Origin of the sequence: Streptomyces sp. NPDC002566, from assembly GCF_042889585.1 — a bacterium.
GTDB lineage: Bacteria > Actinomycetota > Actinomycetes > Streptomycetales > Streptomycetaceae > Streptomyces.
The window spans coordinates 174,053-190,195 of sequence record NZ_JBIARD010000010.1; the positions used below are offsets into that span (position 1 = coordinate 174,053).

Genomic DNA, 16,143 nt, shown 5'->3' on the forward strand with positions numbered 1-16,143 from the left:
CACGGAAGAGGACCCGATGACGATCCGCGTGATGCTCGTCGACGACCAGGTGCTGCTGCGCACCGGGTTCGGGATGGTGCTCGCCGCCCAGCCGGACATGGAGGTCGTGGCCGAGGCGGGCGACGGCGTCGAGGCCCTCCAGGCGGTGCGGTCCACGGCGGTGGACGTGGTCCTGATGGACGTGCGCATGCCGAAGCTGGACGGTGTGGAGGCGACCCGGCGCATCTGCGCGGAGGAGAACCCGCCGAAGGTGCTGATCCTGACCACCTTCGACCTCGACGAGTACGCCTTCTCCGGGCTGAAGGCGGGCGCCTCCGGATTCATGCTCAAGGACGTGCCGCCCGGCGAACTGCTCGCCGCCATCCGCGCCGTGCACAGCGGCGACGCGGTCGTCGCCCCCTCCACCACCCGCCGTCTGCTCGACCGGTTCGCGCCGATGCTGCCCAGCGCCGGCAAGGAGCCGCAGCGCAAGGAGCTGGAGCGGCTCACCGAGCGCGAGCGCGAGGTCATGATCCTCGTCGCCCAGGGGCTGTCCAACGGCGAGATCGCCGCCCGGCTGGTGCTGTCCGAGGCGACGGTGAAGACCCACGTCGGCCGCATCCTCACCAAGCTGGGCCTGCGCGACCGGGTCCAGGTGGTCGTCCTGGCCTACGAGACGGGACTGGTCCGCGCCGGCGGGCACTGAGCCGGAAAGCGCTCCCCGGCCCCCGTGGCGGCCACTAGGGTCTGCGCATGCTCCTGTGGATAAACGGCCCTTTCGGGGGTGGCAAGACACAGACGGCACACGAGATCCGGCGGCGGCTGCCGGGCAGCGTCGTGTGCGACCCCGAGCACGTGGGCTTCGGCCTGCACCGCATGCTGCCGCCCGCGCTGCGCGAGGACTTCCGGGACCTTGCGTCCTGGCGGCTGGGCGTCGTCGAGGTGCTCGACCTGGCGCTGCGCAAGCACGACGGCGTGGTGATCGTGCCCATGACCCTCACGGATCCGGACCACTTCGCGGAGACCGTGGGCCGGTTGCGTGAACTGGGGCACGACGTACGCCACTTCACGCTCCTCGCCGAACGGGAGACCGTGCTGCGGCGGCTGCGGGAACGCGGCCTCGGACGCCTGCTGCGGTTCCTCGCCGGCAAGAACGCCGCTCCGAGGCAGGAGAGTTGGGCCGTCCGTCAGCTCGACCACTGTCTGGAGCGGCTGCGGGAGCCCTGCTTCGCCGAGCAGCTGTGGACGGACCGCACCTCCGTGCCCAGGACGGCCGACCGCATCGCCGTCCTGGCCGGTCTGACGCTCCGGCCCAACCACGAGGGCGCGCTGCGGACCAGGCTGCGGCAGGCGCGCGTGGGGCTGAGGCACATCCGCTTCGACTGAGCAGCCGACCCGCGCGAACCGCTCCTGCCGCGGGGCTAGCGGAGTATCCCCTCCAGGAAGTCGCTGCCGAGCCGCGCCACCATCGTCACGTCCAGCTGGTGCAGCACGTACCGGCCGCGGCGGCGGGTGGAGACCAGGCCCGCCTTCTTCAGGACGGCGAGGTGCCGGGATATCTCGGGCGCCGTCATGCCGTGCGCCTGGGCCAGCTCGGTGGTCGTGTAGGCGCTGCGGGCCAGCAGGCGGCAGATCCGCATGCGCACGGGGTGGGACAGCGCCGTCATCCGCAGCGTGAGCTGCTCCACCGACGGCGGCGAGGCCAGTTCCGGCGAGCCGACCGGGTAGTGCAGCACCGGCTGCCAGCCGTACCGGTGCAGCACCATCAGATGCGGCCAGCCGAGGCTCGTCGGCACCAGCAGCAGGGACCCGTCGGTGACGGCGGTGCGGCCCTCGATCAGCTTGTCGACGGTGATGTGCGCGGCGTTCTCGTCCAGCGTCACGGCGGAGGACACCGAGGCGAGGGCCTCCGCGAGACCCTTGCGGTGCAGCAGCTCCGTCTTGTGGCGGGCGTCCGCGGCGAGAGCGTGGCGGACCCGGGCCCAGACGTCCGCGAAGAAGGCCTCCTCGCAGTCCTGGAGGAACTGCCGCAGCCACGCCCGCACGAGGGGCGGGTCGGCGAGCAGCCGTCGGGTGAAGCGCACCTGGCGCGGCCCTCGGGAGGCGGCCAGGTCGAGGGCGCGCTCGTGCAGGGCCGGGTCGGACAGGACGCCGGAGCTCGGCAGCTCGTAGCCCGGCGCGCACGTGAACTCCAGCGCGGAGTCGGTGAACTGCTCGTCGCTCAGTTTGTCCAGCAGGTCGAGCTCTTCGGCGAGTGTGGCGCCCGGCCGCGCGCCGCCGCCCGGGATGCCCGCGTACGGCAGGAAGACGTCGGAGAACGTCGTCCGCCACAGGAAGTCCGCCTCGCACATCCGGTCGGCCAGATGCGGGTCGAGGGACGCCGTCACGCTGGTGACCCAGCCCTGCAGACCGGGGTGGTGGCCCGGTTCGGACAGCGCGTGCAGCGCCATGCCGAGTTCGGCCAGGGGCGACGGCGCGACCGTGACCCGCTCCGGCCGCAGCCCCGTGATGTCGATGCGCACGCTCATGCCCTCATGGTGCACCCCGGCACTGACAACGCAGCCGTCGATTGACGGCCCTCGTCAATCGACGGGACGAGCGGCGCGGGCGCGCCGCAGCCTGGAGTCACCGGGGCGACCGCGGCGCACCCGGGCCCCTCTCCAACTCCCGGAAAGGCAACGGCCATGAGCATCACCGAGCAGTACGCCCTCGACGTCCACCGCGCCCGTCAGCACGGCGAGCCCCTCCCGCCCGCGCCCGGCGCCCACGACTGGCAGCTCGTCCGCGAACTGCGCGACCGCCGTGAGTTCGAGGCGGTCCTCGGCGGCCGCCGCCCCGCCCGCGGGCGCGCCCGGAACGTCCTCGGCCGACTGCTGCACCGTCTGCGGCCGGTCAGGCCTTGAAGGGCTGCCCGGCGGTCTCCCTCAGCCGCGCCATGAAGTCCCCGACGGCCGTCCGCACGTCCTGCGGCGTCCACTCCAGGCCGTCGGCGCGCACGGTGACCTCCGTGAACGACAGCCCGGGCGGCCCGCCGCGGCTCCAACCCGACGCGAAGAGCACCGTCTTCGTCTCCTCGGCCTGCCGCACCGCCGCCTCGGCGAGGTCGTCGGCGTCGTAGGGCAGCCAGAGCTGGAACTCGTGCGTGTGCGGTGCCTCCGGATGCACGCGCGCCCAGGGGACCCCGGCCTCGGCGAAGCCCTCGCGCAGCGCCTCGGCCACCACGCGCGCGTGGGCGACGTACTCCGGCAGCCGGGGCAGCTCCCGCTCCAGCCCGACGAGCGCGGACAGCGCCGTGGGGAACTGCAGGAAGACGGTGCCCCCGTACCGGTGGCGCCAGGCCCTCGCCTCCTCCACCAGCGTCCGCGGGCCGGCGAGCGCCGCGCCGCCGAAGCCGTCCAGGGACTTGTAGAACGACACGTAGACGCTGTCCGCCAGGCCCGCGATCTCCTCCAGGGAGCGGCCGAAGTGGACGGTGGACTCCCACAGGCGGGCGCCGTCGAAGTGCACCACCGCGTCCCGCTCGCGTGCCGCGTCCACGACGTCGGTGAGCTCCTCCCAGGAGGGCAGCACGAAACCGGCGTCCCTGAGGGGCAGTTCCAGCATCAGCGTCCCGAAGGGCTCCTCGAAGGCGCGGACCTCGTCGGCCGTCGGCAGCCGGGGCTCACCGGTGACGCGTACCGGCCGCAGCCCGGCCACCGCGCTCAGGGCGCCCCGCTCGTGGACCTCCGGGTGGGCCAGCGCGTGCAGGGCGACCGTGGGGTTGCCGGTACGCCCGGCCCAGCAGCGCAGGGCGACCTGCTGGGCCATCGTGCCGGTGGGGAAGAACGCCGCGGCCTCCGTGCCCAGCAGGCCCGCGACCCGGTCCTCCAGGGCGGCGACGACCCCGCCGCCGTACACGTCCGGCGGTTCGTCCAGGTCGTACACCTCGGGCGCCGCTTCGTGCAGCAGGGCGAGCCGGTCGCGCAGGCTGCCGCGGAAGCCCGGACGCGACAGCGCCCGCTCCGCCGCCCGGAAGGCGGCCGTCCGTCGCTTCCCCAGCTCCTCCCGCCGCTCCTCGCCCGGCTCTTCCCCGTCCCGTTCCGCCGTGTTCGTCATGCTCGGATCATGCCCGGCGCCGGACCGCCCGAGCACCGGCTTTTCCGCACCACCGGCGGCCCGCGCGCGGGCCGTGCGGTCGCCGAGAGGAAGCCCACAGCCTGTGGACGACCGGACGCCCCGGCGACCGATCGCGTTAACATGACGAGAAATCGTCCGGTACCCGAAGCGGACTGGAACGGGAAGGCCGTCGCCGCGTGAACACAAGCCAACAGCCAGACCCCAGCGACCGTCCCGCGCGGCTCACCGTCGGCGTCGTAGGCGCCGGCCGCGTGGGCCCCGCGCTCGCCGCGTCGCTCCAGCTCGCCGGGCACCGCCCGGTCGCCGTGTCGGGGGTCTCCGACGCCTCCCGCCGCCGGGCCGCGGCACTGCTGCCGGACGTGCCGCTGGTGCCGCCCGCCGAGGTCCTCCAGCGCGCCGAACTGGTCCTGCTGACCGTCCCCGACGACACCCTGCCCGGCCTCGTCGAAGGCCTCGCCGACACCGGTGCCGTACGGCCCGGCCAGCTGCTCGTGCACACCTCCGGGCGGTACGGCGCGAAGGTCCTCGACCCCGCCCTGCGCGCGGGCGCCCTGCCGCTGGCCCTGCACCCGGCGATGACCTTCACCGGCACCCCCGTGGACGTCCAGCGACTGGCCGGCTGCTCCTTCGGCGTGACCGCGCCCGACGAGCTGCGGCTGGCCGCCGAGGCCCTGGTCATCGAGATGGGCGGCGAACCGGAATGGATCGCCGAGGAGAGCCGGCCGCTCTACCACGCGGCCCTCGCCCTGGGCGCCAACCACCTGGTGACGCTGGTCGCCCAGTCCATGGAGCTGCTGCGCGCCTCCGGGGTGTCGGCCCCCGACCGGATGCTCGGCCCGCTGCTCGGCGCCGCCCTCGACAACGCGCTGCGCTCCGGCGACGCGGCGCTCACCGGCCCCGTCGCGCGCGGGGACGCCGGCACGGTCGCCGCGCACGTGGCCGAACTGCGCAGGCACGCCCCGCAGGCCGTCGGCGGCTACCTCGCGATGGCCCGCGCCACCGCCGACCGCGCGCTCGCCCACGGCCTGCTGAAGCCGGAACTCGCCGAGGACCTCCTCGGGGTACTCGCCAACGGGACCGACGGCGCCGAGGGAGAAGCCGGATGACCACGAGCCTGCTGAGCACCGCCGACGACCTGCACGCACGCGCGCGTGCCGGGCGCAGGGCGGTCGTGATGACGATGGGCGCCCTGCACGAGGGGCACGCCACGCTCGTCCGCACCGCCCGCGAGATCGCCGGGCCGGACGGCGAGGTCGTCGTCACCGTCTTCGTCAACCCGCTTCAGTTCGGCGCGGGCGAGGACCTCGACCGTTATCCGCGCACCCTGGACGCCGACGTCAAGCTCGCCGAACAGGCCGGCGCCGACGTCGTCTTCGCCCCGTCCGTGGACGAGGTCTATCCGGGCGGCGAGCCCCAGGTGCGCATCACCGCCGGGCCCATGGGCGAGCGTCTGGAGGGCGGCTCGCGCCCCGGCCACTTCGACGGGATGCTGACCGTCGTCGCCAAGCTGCTGCACCTCACCCGGCCCGACGTGGCCCTGTTCGGGCAGAAGGACGCCCAGCAGCTCGCCCTGATCCGCCGTATGGTGCGCGATCTGAACTTCGGCGTGGAGATCGTCGCCGTGCCGACCGTCCGCGAGGACGACGGCCTGGCCCTGTCCAGCAGAAACCGCTATCTGTCCGCGACCGGGCGACGTACCGCGCTCGCGCTGTCCCAGGCGCTGTTCGCCGGCCGCGACCGGCACGCCGCCCAGGAGGCGCTGCGGGCACGCGCGCGTGAGGTGCCGGCCACGCACGCCCGCGCCGAGGCGCTCAGCGCCCTGGGCGAGTCCCGTGCCGCCGCCGACGCGCACGCCGTCGCCAAGGCCGTCCCCGGCGCCGCGGCGGCCGTCCGCGCGGCCGCCCGCCTGGTCCTCGACGAAGCCGCCCGCATGGACCCGCCGCTGCGGCTGGACTACCTCGCGCTGGTCGACCCGGCCGACTTCACCGAGATCGGGGACGACTTCACCGGCGAGGCCGTCCTGGCCGTCGCCGCCCGGGTCGGGACGACCCGGCTGATCGACAACCTCCCCCTCACGTTCGGAGCCGCCTCGTGACCAGCACAGGCATACGACTGCACGCGCCCGCGCCCGGGTGGTCCATCTCGGCGGACGTCGTGGTCGTCGGCTCCGGAGTGGCCGGCCTGACCGCCGCCCTGCGCTGCGAGGCCGCGGGCCTGACGACGGTCGTGGTCACCAAGGCCCGCCTCGACGACGGCTCCACGCGCTGGGCGCAGGGCGGCATCGCCGCGGCCCTCGGCGAGGGCGACACCCCGCAACAGCACCTGGACGACACGCTGGTGGCGGGCGCGGGCCTGTGCGACGAGGACGCGGTACGGCTCCTGGTCACCGAGGGGCCCGACGCCGTACGCCGGCTGATCTCCACCGGGGCCCACTTCGACACCGACGACGAGGGCGGCATCCAGCTCACCCGCGAGGGCGGCCACCACCGCCGCCGCATCGCCCACGCCGGCGGCGACGCCACCGGCGCGGAGATCTCCCGCGCGCTCGTGGAGGCCGTACGCGCGCGCGGCCTGCGCACGATCGAGAACGCGCTCGTCCTGGACCTGCTCACCGACGCCGAGGGCCGCACCGCGGGCGTGACCCTGCACGTCATGGGCGAGGGCCAGCACGACGGCGTGGGCGCCGTGCACGCTCCCGCGGTCGTCCTCGCAACCGGCGGCATGGGCCAGGTCTACTCCGCGACGACCAACCCGTCCGTCTCCACCGGCGACGGCGTGGCCCTCGCCCTGCGCGCGGGCGCCGAGGTCAGCGACCTGGAGTTCGTGCAGTTCCACCCCACCGTGCTGTTCCTCGGCCCGGACGCGGAGGGCCAGCAGCCGCTGGTCTCCGAGGCCGTGCGCGGCGAGGGCGCGCACCTGGTCGACGGCGACGGCGTGCGGTTCATGCTGGGGCAGCACGAGCTGGCCGAGCTCGCGCCCCGCGACATCGTCGCCAAGGGCATCACGCGCCGCATGCAGGAGCAGGACGCCGAGCACATGTTCCTCGACGCCCGCCACTTCGGCGCCGACATGTGGGAGAACCGCTTCCCGACGATCCTGGCGGCCTGCCGCGCCCACGGCATCGACCCGGTCACCGAGCCCGTCCCGGTCGCCCCGGCAGCCCACTACGCCTCCGGCGGCGTGCGCACCGACTCCCACGGCCGCACCACCGTCCCGGGCCTGTACGCGTGCGGGGAGGTCGCCTGCACCGGTGTGCACGGCGCCAACCGGCTCGCCTCCAACTCCCTCCTCGAAGGCCTCGTCTACGCCGAGCGCATCGCCGCCGACATCGCCGGCGACCGGGCGGCCGACGGCCCGCACGAGCGCGTGCCCGCCCCGGTCGAGCACCCGGCGACGCCCGCGCACCCGCTGCTGGCCCCCGAGGCCCGGTTCGCGATCCAGCGCACCATGACGGACGGCGCGGGGGTCCTGCGCTCGAAGGAGTCGCTGGAGAAGGCCGCCGACCGGCTCCAGCGGCTGCACACCGAGGCCCGCGACGCCCTCGACGAGAACGGCAAGACCGCCGAGCCCGGCGTCGACACCTGGGAGGCCACCAACCTCCTGTGCGTGGCCCGCGTCCTGGTCGCCGCCGCCCTGCTGCGCGAGGAGACCCGCGGCTGCCACTGGCGCGAGGACCGCGCCGGGCGCGACGACGCGAATTGGCGCCGTCACATCGTCGTACGGCTGAATCCGGACCGGACGCTCGCCGTACGCACCACCGATACCGCAGACTTCCCCCCTACCCGGCAGCACCAGCAGGAGCAGTGACAGAAGTGAGCACCCCCGAGGACCTTTCCCTCGTCGAGAACGGCGGCTGCGGCGACGGCTGCGCCTGCGGCGACGGCACCGGCGACGACGAGTACATGGAGTGCGGGCTGGACCCCGCTCTCGCCCAGCTCCTGGCCGACGCCGGACTCGACCCCCTGGAGGTCGAGGACATCGCCAACGTCGCCATCCAGGAGGACCTCGCCCTCGGCGTGGACGTGACGACCGTCGCGACCATCCCCGAGGAGGCCGTGGCCACCGCCGACTTCACCGCGCGCGAGGCCGGCGTGGTGGCGGGCCTCAGGGTCGCCGAAGCGGTGATCTCGGTCGTCTGCACGGACGAGTTCGAGGTCGAGCGGCACGTCGAGGACGGCGACCGCGTGGAGCCCGGGCAGAAACTGCTGTCGGTCACCACGCGCACGCGTGACCTGCTGACCGCCGAGCGCAGCGCGCTCAACCTGATGTGCCGCCTGTCGGGCATCGCGACCGCCACGCGCGCGTGGGCCGACGTCCTCGAGGGCACCAGGGCTCGCGTGCGGGACACGCGCAAGACGACGCCGGGGCTGCGCGCGCTGGAGAAGTTCGCGGTCCGCTGCGGCGGCGGCGTCAACCACCGGATGTCGCTGTCCGACGCGGCCCTGGTCAAGGACAACCACGTGGTCGCCGCCGGCGGCGTCGCCCAGGCCTTCGAGGCCGTGCGCAAGGCCTTCCCGGACGTGCCGGTCGAGGTCGAGGTCGACACCCTGCACCAGCTGCGAGAGGTCGTGGACGCCGGCGCGGACCTGATCCTCCTGGACAATTTCACCCCCGGCGAGTGCGAGGAGGCCGTCGGCATCGTCGGCGGACGCGCGCTGCTGGAGGCGTCCGGCCGGCTCACCCTGGACAACGCCGGGGCGTACGCCGCCACCGGCGTCGACTTCCTGGCCGTGGGCGCCCTGACCCACTCCTCGCCGATCCTGGACATCGGCCTCGACCTTCGAGCCGCGGAGTAGGAGCGGGAACCGGCCATGCTGCTGACGATCGACGTGGGGAACACGCACACCGTGCTCGGCCTGTTCGACGGGGAGGACATCGTCGAACACTGGCGGATCTCCACCGACCCCCGCCGCACGGCCGACGAGCTCGCGGTCCTGCTCCAGGGCCTGATGGGCATGCACCCCCTGCTCGGGGTGGAACTGGGCGACGGCATCGACGGCATCGCCATCTGCGCGACGGTCCCCTCGGTGCTGCACGAACTGCGCGAGGTCACCCGCCGGCACTACGGCGACGTGCCGGCGGTGCTCGTCGAGCCCGGCGTGAAGACGGGCGTGCCGATCCTGTTCGACAACCCCAAGGAGGTCGGCGCCGACCGCATCATCAACGCGGTCGCCGCCAACGAGCTGTACGGCGGCCCCGCGATCGTCGTCGACTTCGGCACGGCGACGACGTTCGACGCGATCAGCGCGCGCGGGGAGTACGTCGGGGGCGTCATCGCGCCCGGCATCGAGATCTCGGTGGAGGCCCTGGGCATCAAGGCCGCGCAGCTGCGCAAGATCGAGGTGGCCCGCCCCCGCAGCGTGATCGGCAAGAACACGGTCGAGGCGATGCAGTCGGGCGTCGTCTACGGCTTCGCCGGGCAGGTCGACGGCGTGGTCGGCCGGATGGCGCGCGAGCTGGCGGACGACCCGGACGACGTGACGGTGATCGCCACGGGCGGTCTGGCGCCGATGGTGCTCGGCGAGTCCTCGGTGATCGACGAGCACGAGCCCTGGCTGACCCTGATCGGTCTGCGCCTGGTCTACGAACGGAACGTGTCCCGCATGTGAGCGGGGCGCACCGCCGGCCCGCGGGTGCGGGCCGGTCGGCGGAATCCGCATGCGCCACGCCTGCCCGTTATGTCGAACTTGTCTGATTAGCGCGTATCGTCGCCGCATGCCCACGCCATACGGATCCCGCGGCGGCATGGCGTTCGGCCCGGAGGAGCTGCGTGTGCTCCGCCGTGCTCTCGCCCTCGCCCTCCACCCCGGTCCCGCCTCGGCCGAGGACGTCCAGGACTGCCATCGCCTCGCCGAGTCCCTCGACGAGGCGGCGCGGGAGGCCGCCCGGCTGCGGGCCTTCCTGGTGGCCGACCTCGGCCGGTACCGCGCCGCCCTGCCCGGCACGGCGGCCGGCTACCTCCGGCTCCTGGAGGAGGTGCTGGGCGCCGGCTACCGGCCCGTCCCCGACGACCTCGCCGCGCTGCGGGCGCTGCGGGGCTCTCCGGCGGCCGCGGCGCTCCTCGAACGCTGCCAGACGCTCGCCGAGCAGGACGTACGCACCCGTCTGGCGGGTCGTGCGGCTGAGCAGTCCGCCCGGGTCGCCCCGGTCGTCCCGGCGTCCCGCACGCGCCTTCTGGCGCTGCCTGGAGGCCGTTCCGCAGAGCTCGGGAAGCAGGAGGACGGCGAGGCTCTCCGCGCCGCAGGGGCCGTCGCGGCGGCCGACGAGCCGAAGAAGAAGCCCGCGGAGAAGCCGGCGGCCCCCGCCCCGGGTCCCGGGCCCGTCCCGGTGAAGCCCCCCGCCCCCGAGCCGTCGCGCCGGCCCATCCCGACGCCGGGCGAGGTCTTCCCCCGCCGCAAGCCGGCCGCACCGCCCGCGGGCGCCGGGCAGCGGACGCTGGCGGCCGGCTGACCGGAGGGCGGACACGGTCCCGCGGCGCCGGGCTGCTCCACCCGGGGGTGGGTGGGCGTCGCACGGCCACCCCGCCCCGGGATCCCCTCGCGCCCTGGCTACTCTGGATCCATGGACTACGTCTCCGCGCTCGTGCCCCCCGTCGTCATGGCCGTGTTCTTCATCGGCGTGATCAGGGTGATCGTGAAGACCCAGGGCGGGGCCAACAAGGCCAAGGAGGACGCGGCAGTCGACGCCGCCCTCGCGCGCACGGAGGGCGTCCGCCCGGCCTCCGGGCCGGCCGACGCCTGACCCCGCCGCCCACCTGGGCGCACGACTCCGACTCGCTCGGACTCGTGCGCCCTTTTTGTTCGTCTTGCCGCCGAAAGCGCACGTCCGGCACGCGATGGGCGGGATCTCCCACTATTGTCTGAGCTGTGCCTCGCCCATTGGGAGAACTCGAAGACGCGGTCATGACGCGGGTGTGGAAGTGGAACCGCCCGGTGACCGTTCGAGAAGTCCTGGAAGACCTTCAGCGGGAACGGTCGATCGCGTACACCACGGTCATGACCGTTTTGGACAATCTCCATCAGAAGGGCTGGGTCCGCCGTGAGGCGGAAGGCCGCGCCTATCGATATGAGGCGGTCTCCACCCGGGCCGCCTACGCGGCCGCGCTGATGAACGACGCCTGGGCGCAGAGCGACAACCCCGCCGCGGCTCTCGTGGCCTTCTTCGGCATGATGAGCGAGGAACAGCGAAGGGCGCTCAGCGACGCGGTGCGCATCGTCCAAGGTCCGCAAACACCACCGCCTCCGCCCGCGGAAGCGGGCAGTACGGGCGAGAACCCCGGCTCGGCAACGGGGACCGGTGGGCGATAGCGTCCGCACATGTCAGCTCAGAGCCCAGAAGTCAGCGCTAAAGCCATCACCGTCCGCCGGGCCCGGACCAGCGATGTCCCCGCCGTACGCCGTCTCCTTGACGCGTACGTCCGCGGCGGCATCCTGCTCGACAAAGCGACGGTGACGCTTTACGAGGACATCCAGGAGTTCTGGGTCGCCGAACGCGACGACAACGCCGAGGTGGTCGGCTGCGGGGCACTGCACGTGATGTGGGAAGACCTCGCGGAAGTCCGCACTCTCGCCGTGAAGGACGGCCTGAAGGGCGCCGGCGTCGGCCACCAGTTGTTGGAGAAGTTGCTCCAGACCGCCCGCTGGCTAGGCGTTCGGCGCGTTTTCTGCCTGACCTTCGAAGTGGACTTCTTCGGCAAGCACGGCTTCGTGGAGATCGGTGAGACGCCGGTTGACACCGATGTCTACGCGGAGCTGTTGCGTTCCTATGACGAGGGCGTCGCGGAGTTCCTCGGTCTCGAACGAGTGAAACCGAACACCTTGGGCAACAGCCGGATGCTTCTGCATCTGTGATCGCCGAGTCCATTCCGCACCGCCCGCCTTGCCCGGGTGCCCTATGTCCGAAACGCGCACGTTTCCGGGCGCGGGACCGGCCGTGAGCCTCAACCGGGGGTTTGTGTTTTCTCGGGAAAAGCGGTTTGCTTTCCGACGTACTGCAGTACTGCATATAACAGGGGGCGGCGAAACGGCGGACGCCGGAGACCCCCGGCCCTCACGTTATCGATGAAAGGAAATGCGGTGGCACAGAAGGTTCAGGTCCTTCTTGTCGACGACCTCGACGGCGGCGAGGCGGACGAGACCGTGACGTTCGCTCTGGACGGCAAGACGTACGAGATCGATCTCACGACTGCCAATGCGGACAAGCTGCGCGGCCTTCTCGACCCGTACGTGAAGGGCGGCCGCCGTACCGGAGGCCGTGCTTCAGGTGGGCGCGGAAAGACGCGCGCCGCTTCCGGCGGCAGCCAGGACACGGCGCAGATCCGTGCCTGGGCGAAGGAGAACGGTTACGAGGTGAATGACCGCGGGCGCGTTCCCGCGACCATTCGCGAGGCTTACGAGAAGGCCAACGGCTGAGCGCACGCGCGCAGCAATCGGACACGGTGACAGTGCGTCGCCAGTGTGTTGACCAGCCGCACGAGATCGGGGGTGCCTCCACCGCCCCCCAACGCCGACACGGTCGGCAGCGAGGCCTCCACCTCGCACCCCGCCACAGGGGGCCGCAGCCAGACAGCGGCCCCCTGCACCACTTCCCGGGACCGCTCCCGGGGAGCGGGGGACATCCTGGGGGGCCGGGAAGGCGAGCAGGGCTCGCCGCTCTCCTGAGGCGCCTGCCGCTCGGCGAGGGCGGTGGGCCGAGGCGCTTCCACGGCGCCCCCGGGGCCGATGGCCCTCAGGTCCAGGGGAAGCGGCTCCCATTCCAGCCAGCGCAGGATCCCCGGCAGTTCGTCCGCACTGCCCGCGGCCACCAGGAACTGCATCCGCTCCCCCCGCACGGCCACCGGAGCGCCCGGCGGCAGCCGCCGCAGCGCCGCGTGGCCCGCGGCGGCCGGCACGTCCAGGACGTCGAAGCGCACGCCCACGGAAAGTCGTACCGGCTCCCCGGGCACCGTGGCCCACCCCAGTTCGTTCTCGTACCAGCCGCGGACCCGGTCGGCCGGGACGGCCGGGTCGGGATCGAGCGGCCGACGCGGAGACGGGACGAGGGAGGAGGCTGTGCCGACCATGCCAAGTGCAACCCCGAAAAGCCCCGCGAGTTACGCTGGGTGTTTCCCCGACTGCGAAAGGTGCCCGGAATCGGGGCGCGCGGGGGCGTCCGGGGGCGCAAGGTTGTTCGCCCATAGCGGAGCGAACCGGGGCGCGCGGCATGGAGTGTCAGTCCCGACGGGTAAGACATGCCTAGTGGGAGGGGGCGACACGCAGGACAGGACGTCTCACGTTCGCCATCGGCGTACTGGCGATGGGGGTAACTGCCTGGCCTGCGGGAACATCGTCTCGCACCATCGGGTTGGAGCAGATGTCGGCGTTCGGGGTCAGGAGGCCATCGACGGTGTCGGCAGTTGGAATGAGCGGTCCCCGCTTGCGGGACTAAGCTGCGGAAGGACAGGGAGGGGAAGTTCCCCCCACTGCCTGACCGCTCTGAGGAGCGATTAACGATGTTCGAGAGGTTCACCGACCGCGCGCGGCGGGTTGTCGTCCTGGCTCAGGAAGAAGCCCGGATGCTCAACCACAACTACATCGGCACCGAGCACATCCTCCTGGGCCTGATCCATGAGGGTGAGGGTGTCGCCGCCAAGGCCCTTGAGAGCCTCGGGATTTCGCTCGAGGCGGTCCGCCAGCAGGTGGAGGAGATCATCGGCCAGGGCCAGCAGGCCCCGTCCGGGCACATCCCCTTCACCCCCCGTGCCAAGAAGGTCCTGGAGCTGTCGCTCCGCGAGGCCCTTCAGCTGGGCCACAACTACATCGGCACGGAGCACATCCTGCTCGGCCTGATCCGTGAGGGCGAGGGCGTCGCCGCCCAGGTCCTGGTCAAGCTGGGTGCGGATCTGAACCGGGTGCGGCAGCAGGTGATCCAGCTGCTGTCGGGTTACCAGCAGGGCAAGGAGACCGCCGCCGCCGGCGGCCCCGCCGAGGGCACGCCCTCGACGTCCCTGGTCCTGGATCAGTTCGGCCGCAACCTCACGCAGGCCGCTCGCGAGTCCAAGCTCGACCCGGTCATCGGGCGCGAGAAGGAGATCGAGCGGGTCATGCAGGTGCTGTCGCGCCGCACCAAGAACAACCCGGTCCTGATCGGTGAGCCCGGCGTCGGCAAGACCGCGGTCGTCGAGGGCCTGGCCCAGGCGATCGTCAAGGGCGAGGTGCCCGAGACCCTCAAGGACAAGCACCTTTACACCCTGGACCTCGGCGCCCTGGTCGCCGGCTCCCGCTACCGCGGTGACTTCGAGGAGCGCCTGAAGAAGGTCCTCAAGGAGATCCGCACCCGCGGCGACATCATCCTGTTCATCGACGAGCTCCACACGCTGGTCGGTGCGGGCGCCGCCGAGGGCGCGATCGACGCGGCGAGCATCCTCAAGCCGATGCTGGCCCGCGGCGAGCTCCAGACCATCGGCGCCACCACGCTGGACGAGTACCGCAAGCACCTGGAGAAGGACGCGGCCCTCGAGCGCCGCTTCCAGCCCATCCAGGTCGCCGAGCCGTCCCTGCCGCACACGATCGAGATCCTCAAGGGTCTCCGTGACCGGTACGAGGCCCACCACCGCGTCTCCATCACCGACGAGGCGCTGGTCCAGGCCGCCACCCTGGCCGACCGGTACATCTCGGACCGCTTCCTCCCGGACAAGGCGATCGACCTGATCGACGAGGCCGGTTCCCGGATGCGCATCCGCCGGATGACCGCGCCGCCGGACCTGCGCGAGTTCGACGAGAAGATCGCCGGTGTCCGCCGGGACAAGGAGTCCGCGATCGACTCGCAGGACTTCGAGAAGGCCGCCTCCCTGCGCGACAAGGAGAAGCAGCTCCTGGCCGCCAAGGCCAAGCGGGAGAAGGAGTGGAAGGCCGGCGACATGGACGTCGTCGCCGAGGTCGACGGCGAGCTGATCGCCGAGGTCCTCGCCACGGCCACCGGCATCCCGGTCTTCAAGCTGACCGAGGAGGAGTCCTCGCGTCTGCTGCGCATGGAGGACGAGCTCCACAAGCGGGTCATCGGCCAGGTCGACGCCGTCAAGGCGCTGTCGAAGGCGATCCGCCGTACGCGTGCCGGTCTGAAGGACCCGAAGCGTCCCGGTGGTTCGTTCATCTTCGCCGGCCCGTCCGGCGTCGGTAAGACCGAGCTGTCCAAGGCGCTCGCCGAGTTCCTCTTCGGTGACGAGGACGCGCTGATCTCCCTCGACATGTCGGAGTTCAGCGAGAAGCACACGGTGTCGCGTCTCTTCGGTTCCCCGCCCGGATACGTGGGTTACGAAGAGGGCGGCCAGCTGACCGAGAAGGTCCGCCGCAAGCCGTTCTCCGTCGTCCTCTTCGACGAGGTCGAGAAGGCCCACCCGGACATCTTCAACTCGCTGCTGCAGATCCTGGAGGACGGTCGGCTGACCGACTCCCAGGGCCGGGTCGTGGACTTCAAGAACACGGTCATCATCATGACGACCAACCTCGGTACCCGGGACATCTCCAAGGGCTTCAACCTCGGCTTCGCGGCCGCGGGCGACTCGAAGACCAACTACGAGCGCATGAAGAACAAGGTCTCGGACGAGCTCAAGCAGCACTTCCGGCCCGAGTTCCTCAACCGTGTCGACGATGTCGTCGTCTTCCCGCAGCTGACCCAGGAGGACATCCTCGCGATCGTCGACCTGATGATCGGCAAGGTGGACGAGCGCCTGAAGGACCGGGACATGGGCATCGAGCTCTCCCAGACCGCCAAGGAGCTCCTCTCCAAGAAGGGCTACGACCCCGTCCTGGGCGCCCGGCCGCTGCGCCGCACGATCCAGCGCGAGATCGAGGACACCCTCTCGGAGAAGATCCTCTTCGGCGAGCTGCGCCCCGGCCACATCGTGGTCGTGGACACCGAGGGCGAGGGCGACGCGAAGACCTTCACCTTCCGGGGTGAGGAGAAGTCGGCGCTGCCCGACGTCCCGCCGATCGAGCAGGCGGCCGGCGGTGCCGGGCCGAACCTGAGCAAGGACGCCTGACCCTTCGGGGACTGAGCGCGAGAGAGGGG

At 72.2% G+C, this 16,143-nt stretch carries 17 protein-coding genes; 14 read left to right on the forward strand and 3 right to left on the reverse strand.

Going from position 1 to position 16,143, the window contains the following annotated elements; translation table 11 throughout:
• The first annotated feature begins 16 nt into the window (after positions 1–16).
• Entirely contained in the window at positions 17–685 is a 669-nt protein-coding gene (locus ACFYXA_RS32290; protein ID WP_352244893.1) for a response regulator transcription factor, read from the forward strand.
• A gap of 47 nt (positions 686–732) precedes the next feature.
• Positions 733–1,365 (forward strand): AAA family ATPase, encoded by a 633-nt coding sequence (locus ACFYXA_RS32295; RefSeq protein WP_389039608.1) that lies wholly within the window; start codon positions 733–735, stop codon positions 1,363–1,365.
• A gap of 35 nt (positions 1,366–1,400) precedes the next feature.
• On the opposite strand, the gene ACFYXA_RS32300 is transcribed toward ACFYXA_RS32295, so the two are convergent.
• Entirely contained in the window at positions 1,401–2,507 is a 1,107-nt protein-coding gene (locus tag ACFYXA_RS32300) for a DUF5937 family protein (protein WP_352244895.1), read from the reverse strand.
• A 156-nt stretch (positions 2,508–2,663) separates the two neighbouring features.
• On the opposite strand from ACFYXA_RS32300, the gene ACFYXA_RS32305 reads away from it, so the two are divergent.
• Positions 2,664–2,882, forward strand: a complete 219-nt coding sequence (locus tag ACFYXA_RS32305; protein WP_389039611.1) for a hypothetical protein — start codon at positions 2,664–2,666, stop codon at positions 2,880–2,882.
• On the opposite strand, the gene ACFYXA_RS32310 is transcribed toward ACFYXA_RS32305, so the two are convergent.
• Positions 2,872–4,074 (reverse strand): threonine aldolase family protein, encoded by a 1,203-nt coding sequence (locus ACFYXA_RS32310; protein ID WP_389039614.1) that lies wholly within the window; start codon positions 4,072–4,074, stop codon positions 2,872–2,874. The two genes, ACFYXA_RS32305 and ACFYXA_RS32310, sit on opposite strands and share 11 nt — an antisense overlap.
• 197 nt (positions 4,075–4,271) lie before the next feature.
• Here ACFYXA_RS32310 and ACFYXA_RS32315 point away from each other — a divergent pair, with 197 nt between their 5' ends.
• The 10 genes from ACFYXA_RS32315 (at position 4,272) to ACFYXA_RS32360 (ending at position 12,506) form a co-directional block, all read left to right on the forward strand.
• Positions 4,272–5,201 (forward strand): DUF2520 domain-containing protein, encoded by a 930-nt coding sequence (locus ACFYXA_RS32315; RefSeq protein ID WP_352244898.1) that lies wholly within the window; start codon positions 4,272–4,274, stop codon positions 5,199–5,201.
• A complete protein-coding gene (panC, locus tag ACFYXA_RS32320; protein ID WP_352244899.1) occupies positions 5,198–6,190 on the forward strand; it encodes a pantoate--beta-alanine ligase in 993 nt (330 codons plus the stop codon). The genes ACFYXA_RS32315 and panC overlap by 4 nt, the downstream gene beginning before the upstream one ends.
• A complete protein-coding gene (locus ACFYXA_RS32325) occupies positions 6,187–7,902 on the forward strand; it encodes an L-aspartate oxidase (RefSeq protein ID WP_351090595.1) in 1,716 nt (571 codons plus the stop codon). The genes panC and ACFYXA_RS32325 overlap by 4 nt, the downstream gene beginning before the upstream one ends.
• 5 nt (positions 7,903–7,907) lie before the next feature.
• Positions 7,908–8,891, forward strand: a complete 984-nt coding sequence (gene nadC / locus ACFYXA_RS32330; protein ID WP_352244902.1) for a carboxylating nicotinate-nucleotide diphosphorylase — start codon at positions 7,908–7,910, stop codon at positions 8,889–8,891.
• Between the two features lie 15 nt (positions 8,892–8,906).
• The gene (locus ACFYXA_RS32335; protein ID WP_130438376.1) at positions 8,907–9,704 is read left to right on the forward strand and encodes a type III pantothenate kinase; all 798 of its coding nucleotides are present in this window, start codon (positions 8,907–8,909) and stop codon (positions 9,702–9,704) included.
• Positions 9,705–9,840: 136 nt separating this feature from the next.
• Positions 9,841–10,545 carry a hypothetical protein gene (locus ACFYXA_RS32340; RefSeq protein WP_389039692.1) on the forward strand — a complete coding sequence of 235 codons (705 nt, stop codon included), beginning with the start codon at positions 9,841–9,843 and terminating at the stop codon, positions 10,543–10,545.
• 111 nt (positions 10,546–10,656) lie between these two features.
• Positions 10,657–10,836 (forward strand): hypothetical protein, encoded by a 180-nt coding sequence (locus ACFYXA_RS32345; RefSeq protein ID WP_352244903.1) that lies wholly within the window; start codon positions 10,657–10,659, stop codon positions 10,834–10,836.
• 137 nt (positions 10,837–10,973) lie between these two features.
• Positions 10,974–11,402, forward strand: a complete 429-nt coding sequence (locus ACFYXA_RS32350) for a BlaI/MecI/CopY family transcriptional regulator (protein ID WP_130439482.1) — start codon at positions 10,974–10,976, stop codon at positions 11,400–11,402.
• 9 nt (positions 11,403–11,411) lie between these two features.
• Positions 11,412–11,945 carry an amino-acid N-acetyltransferase gene (locus ACFYXA_RS32355; RefSeq protein ID WP_352244904.1) on the forward strand — a complete coding sequence of 178 codons (534 nt, stop codon included), beginning with the start codon at positions 11,412–11,414 and terminating at the stop codon, positions 11,943–11,945.
• 225 nt (positions 11,946–12,170) lie between these two features.
• Positions 12,171–12,506 carry an Lsr2 family protein gene (locus tag ACFYXA_RS32360; RefSeq protein ID WP_130438373.1) on the forward strand — a complete coding sequence of 112 codons (336 nt, stop codon included), beginning with the start codon at positions 12,171–12,173 and terminating at the stop codon, positions 12,504–12,506.
• Here the strand turns inward: ACFYXA_RS32360 and ACFYXA_RS32365 are convergent.
• A complete protein-coding gene (locus tag ACFYXA_RS32365; protein ID WP_389039622.1) occupies positions 12,485–13,156 on the reverse strand; it encodes an SCO3374 family protein in 672 nt (223 codons plus the stop codon). The genes ACFYXA_RS32360 and ACFYXA_RS32365 overlap by 22 nt on opposite strands.
• A gap of 429 nt (positions 13,157–13,585) precedes the next feature.
• Between ACFYXA_RS32365 and ACFYXA_RS32370 the strand changes: the two genes are divergently transcribed.
• Positions 13,586–16,114, forward strand: coding sequence for an ATP-dependent Clp protease ATP-binding subunit (locus ACFYXA_RS32370; protein ID WP_351090604.1), 2,529 nt, complete (start codon positions 13,586–13,588; stop codon positions 16,112–16,114).
• Positions 16,115–16,143 lie beyond the last annotated feature (29 nt).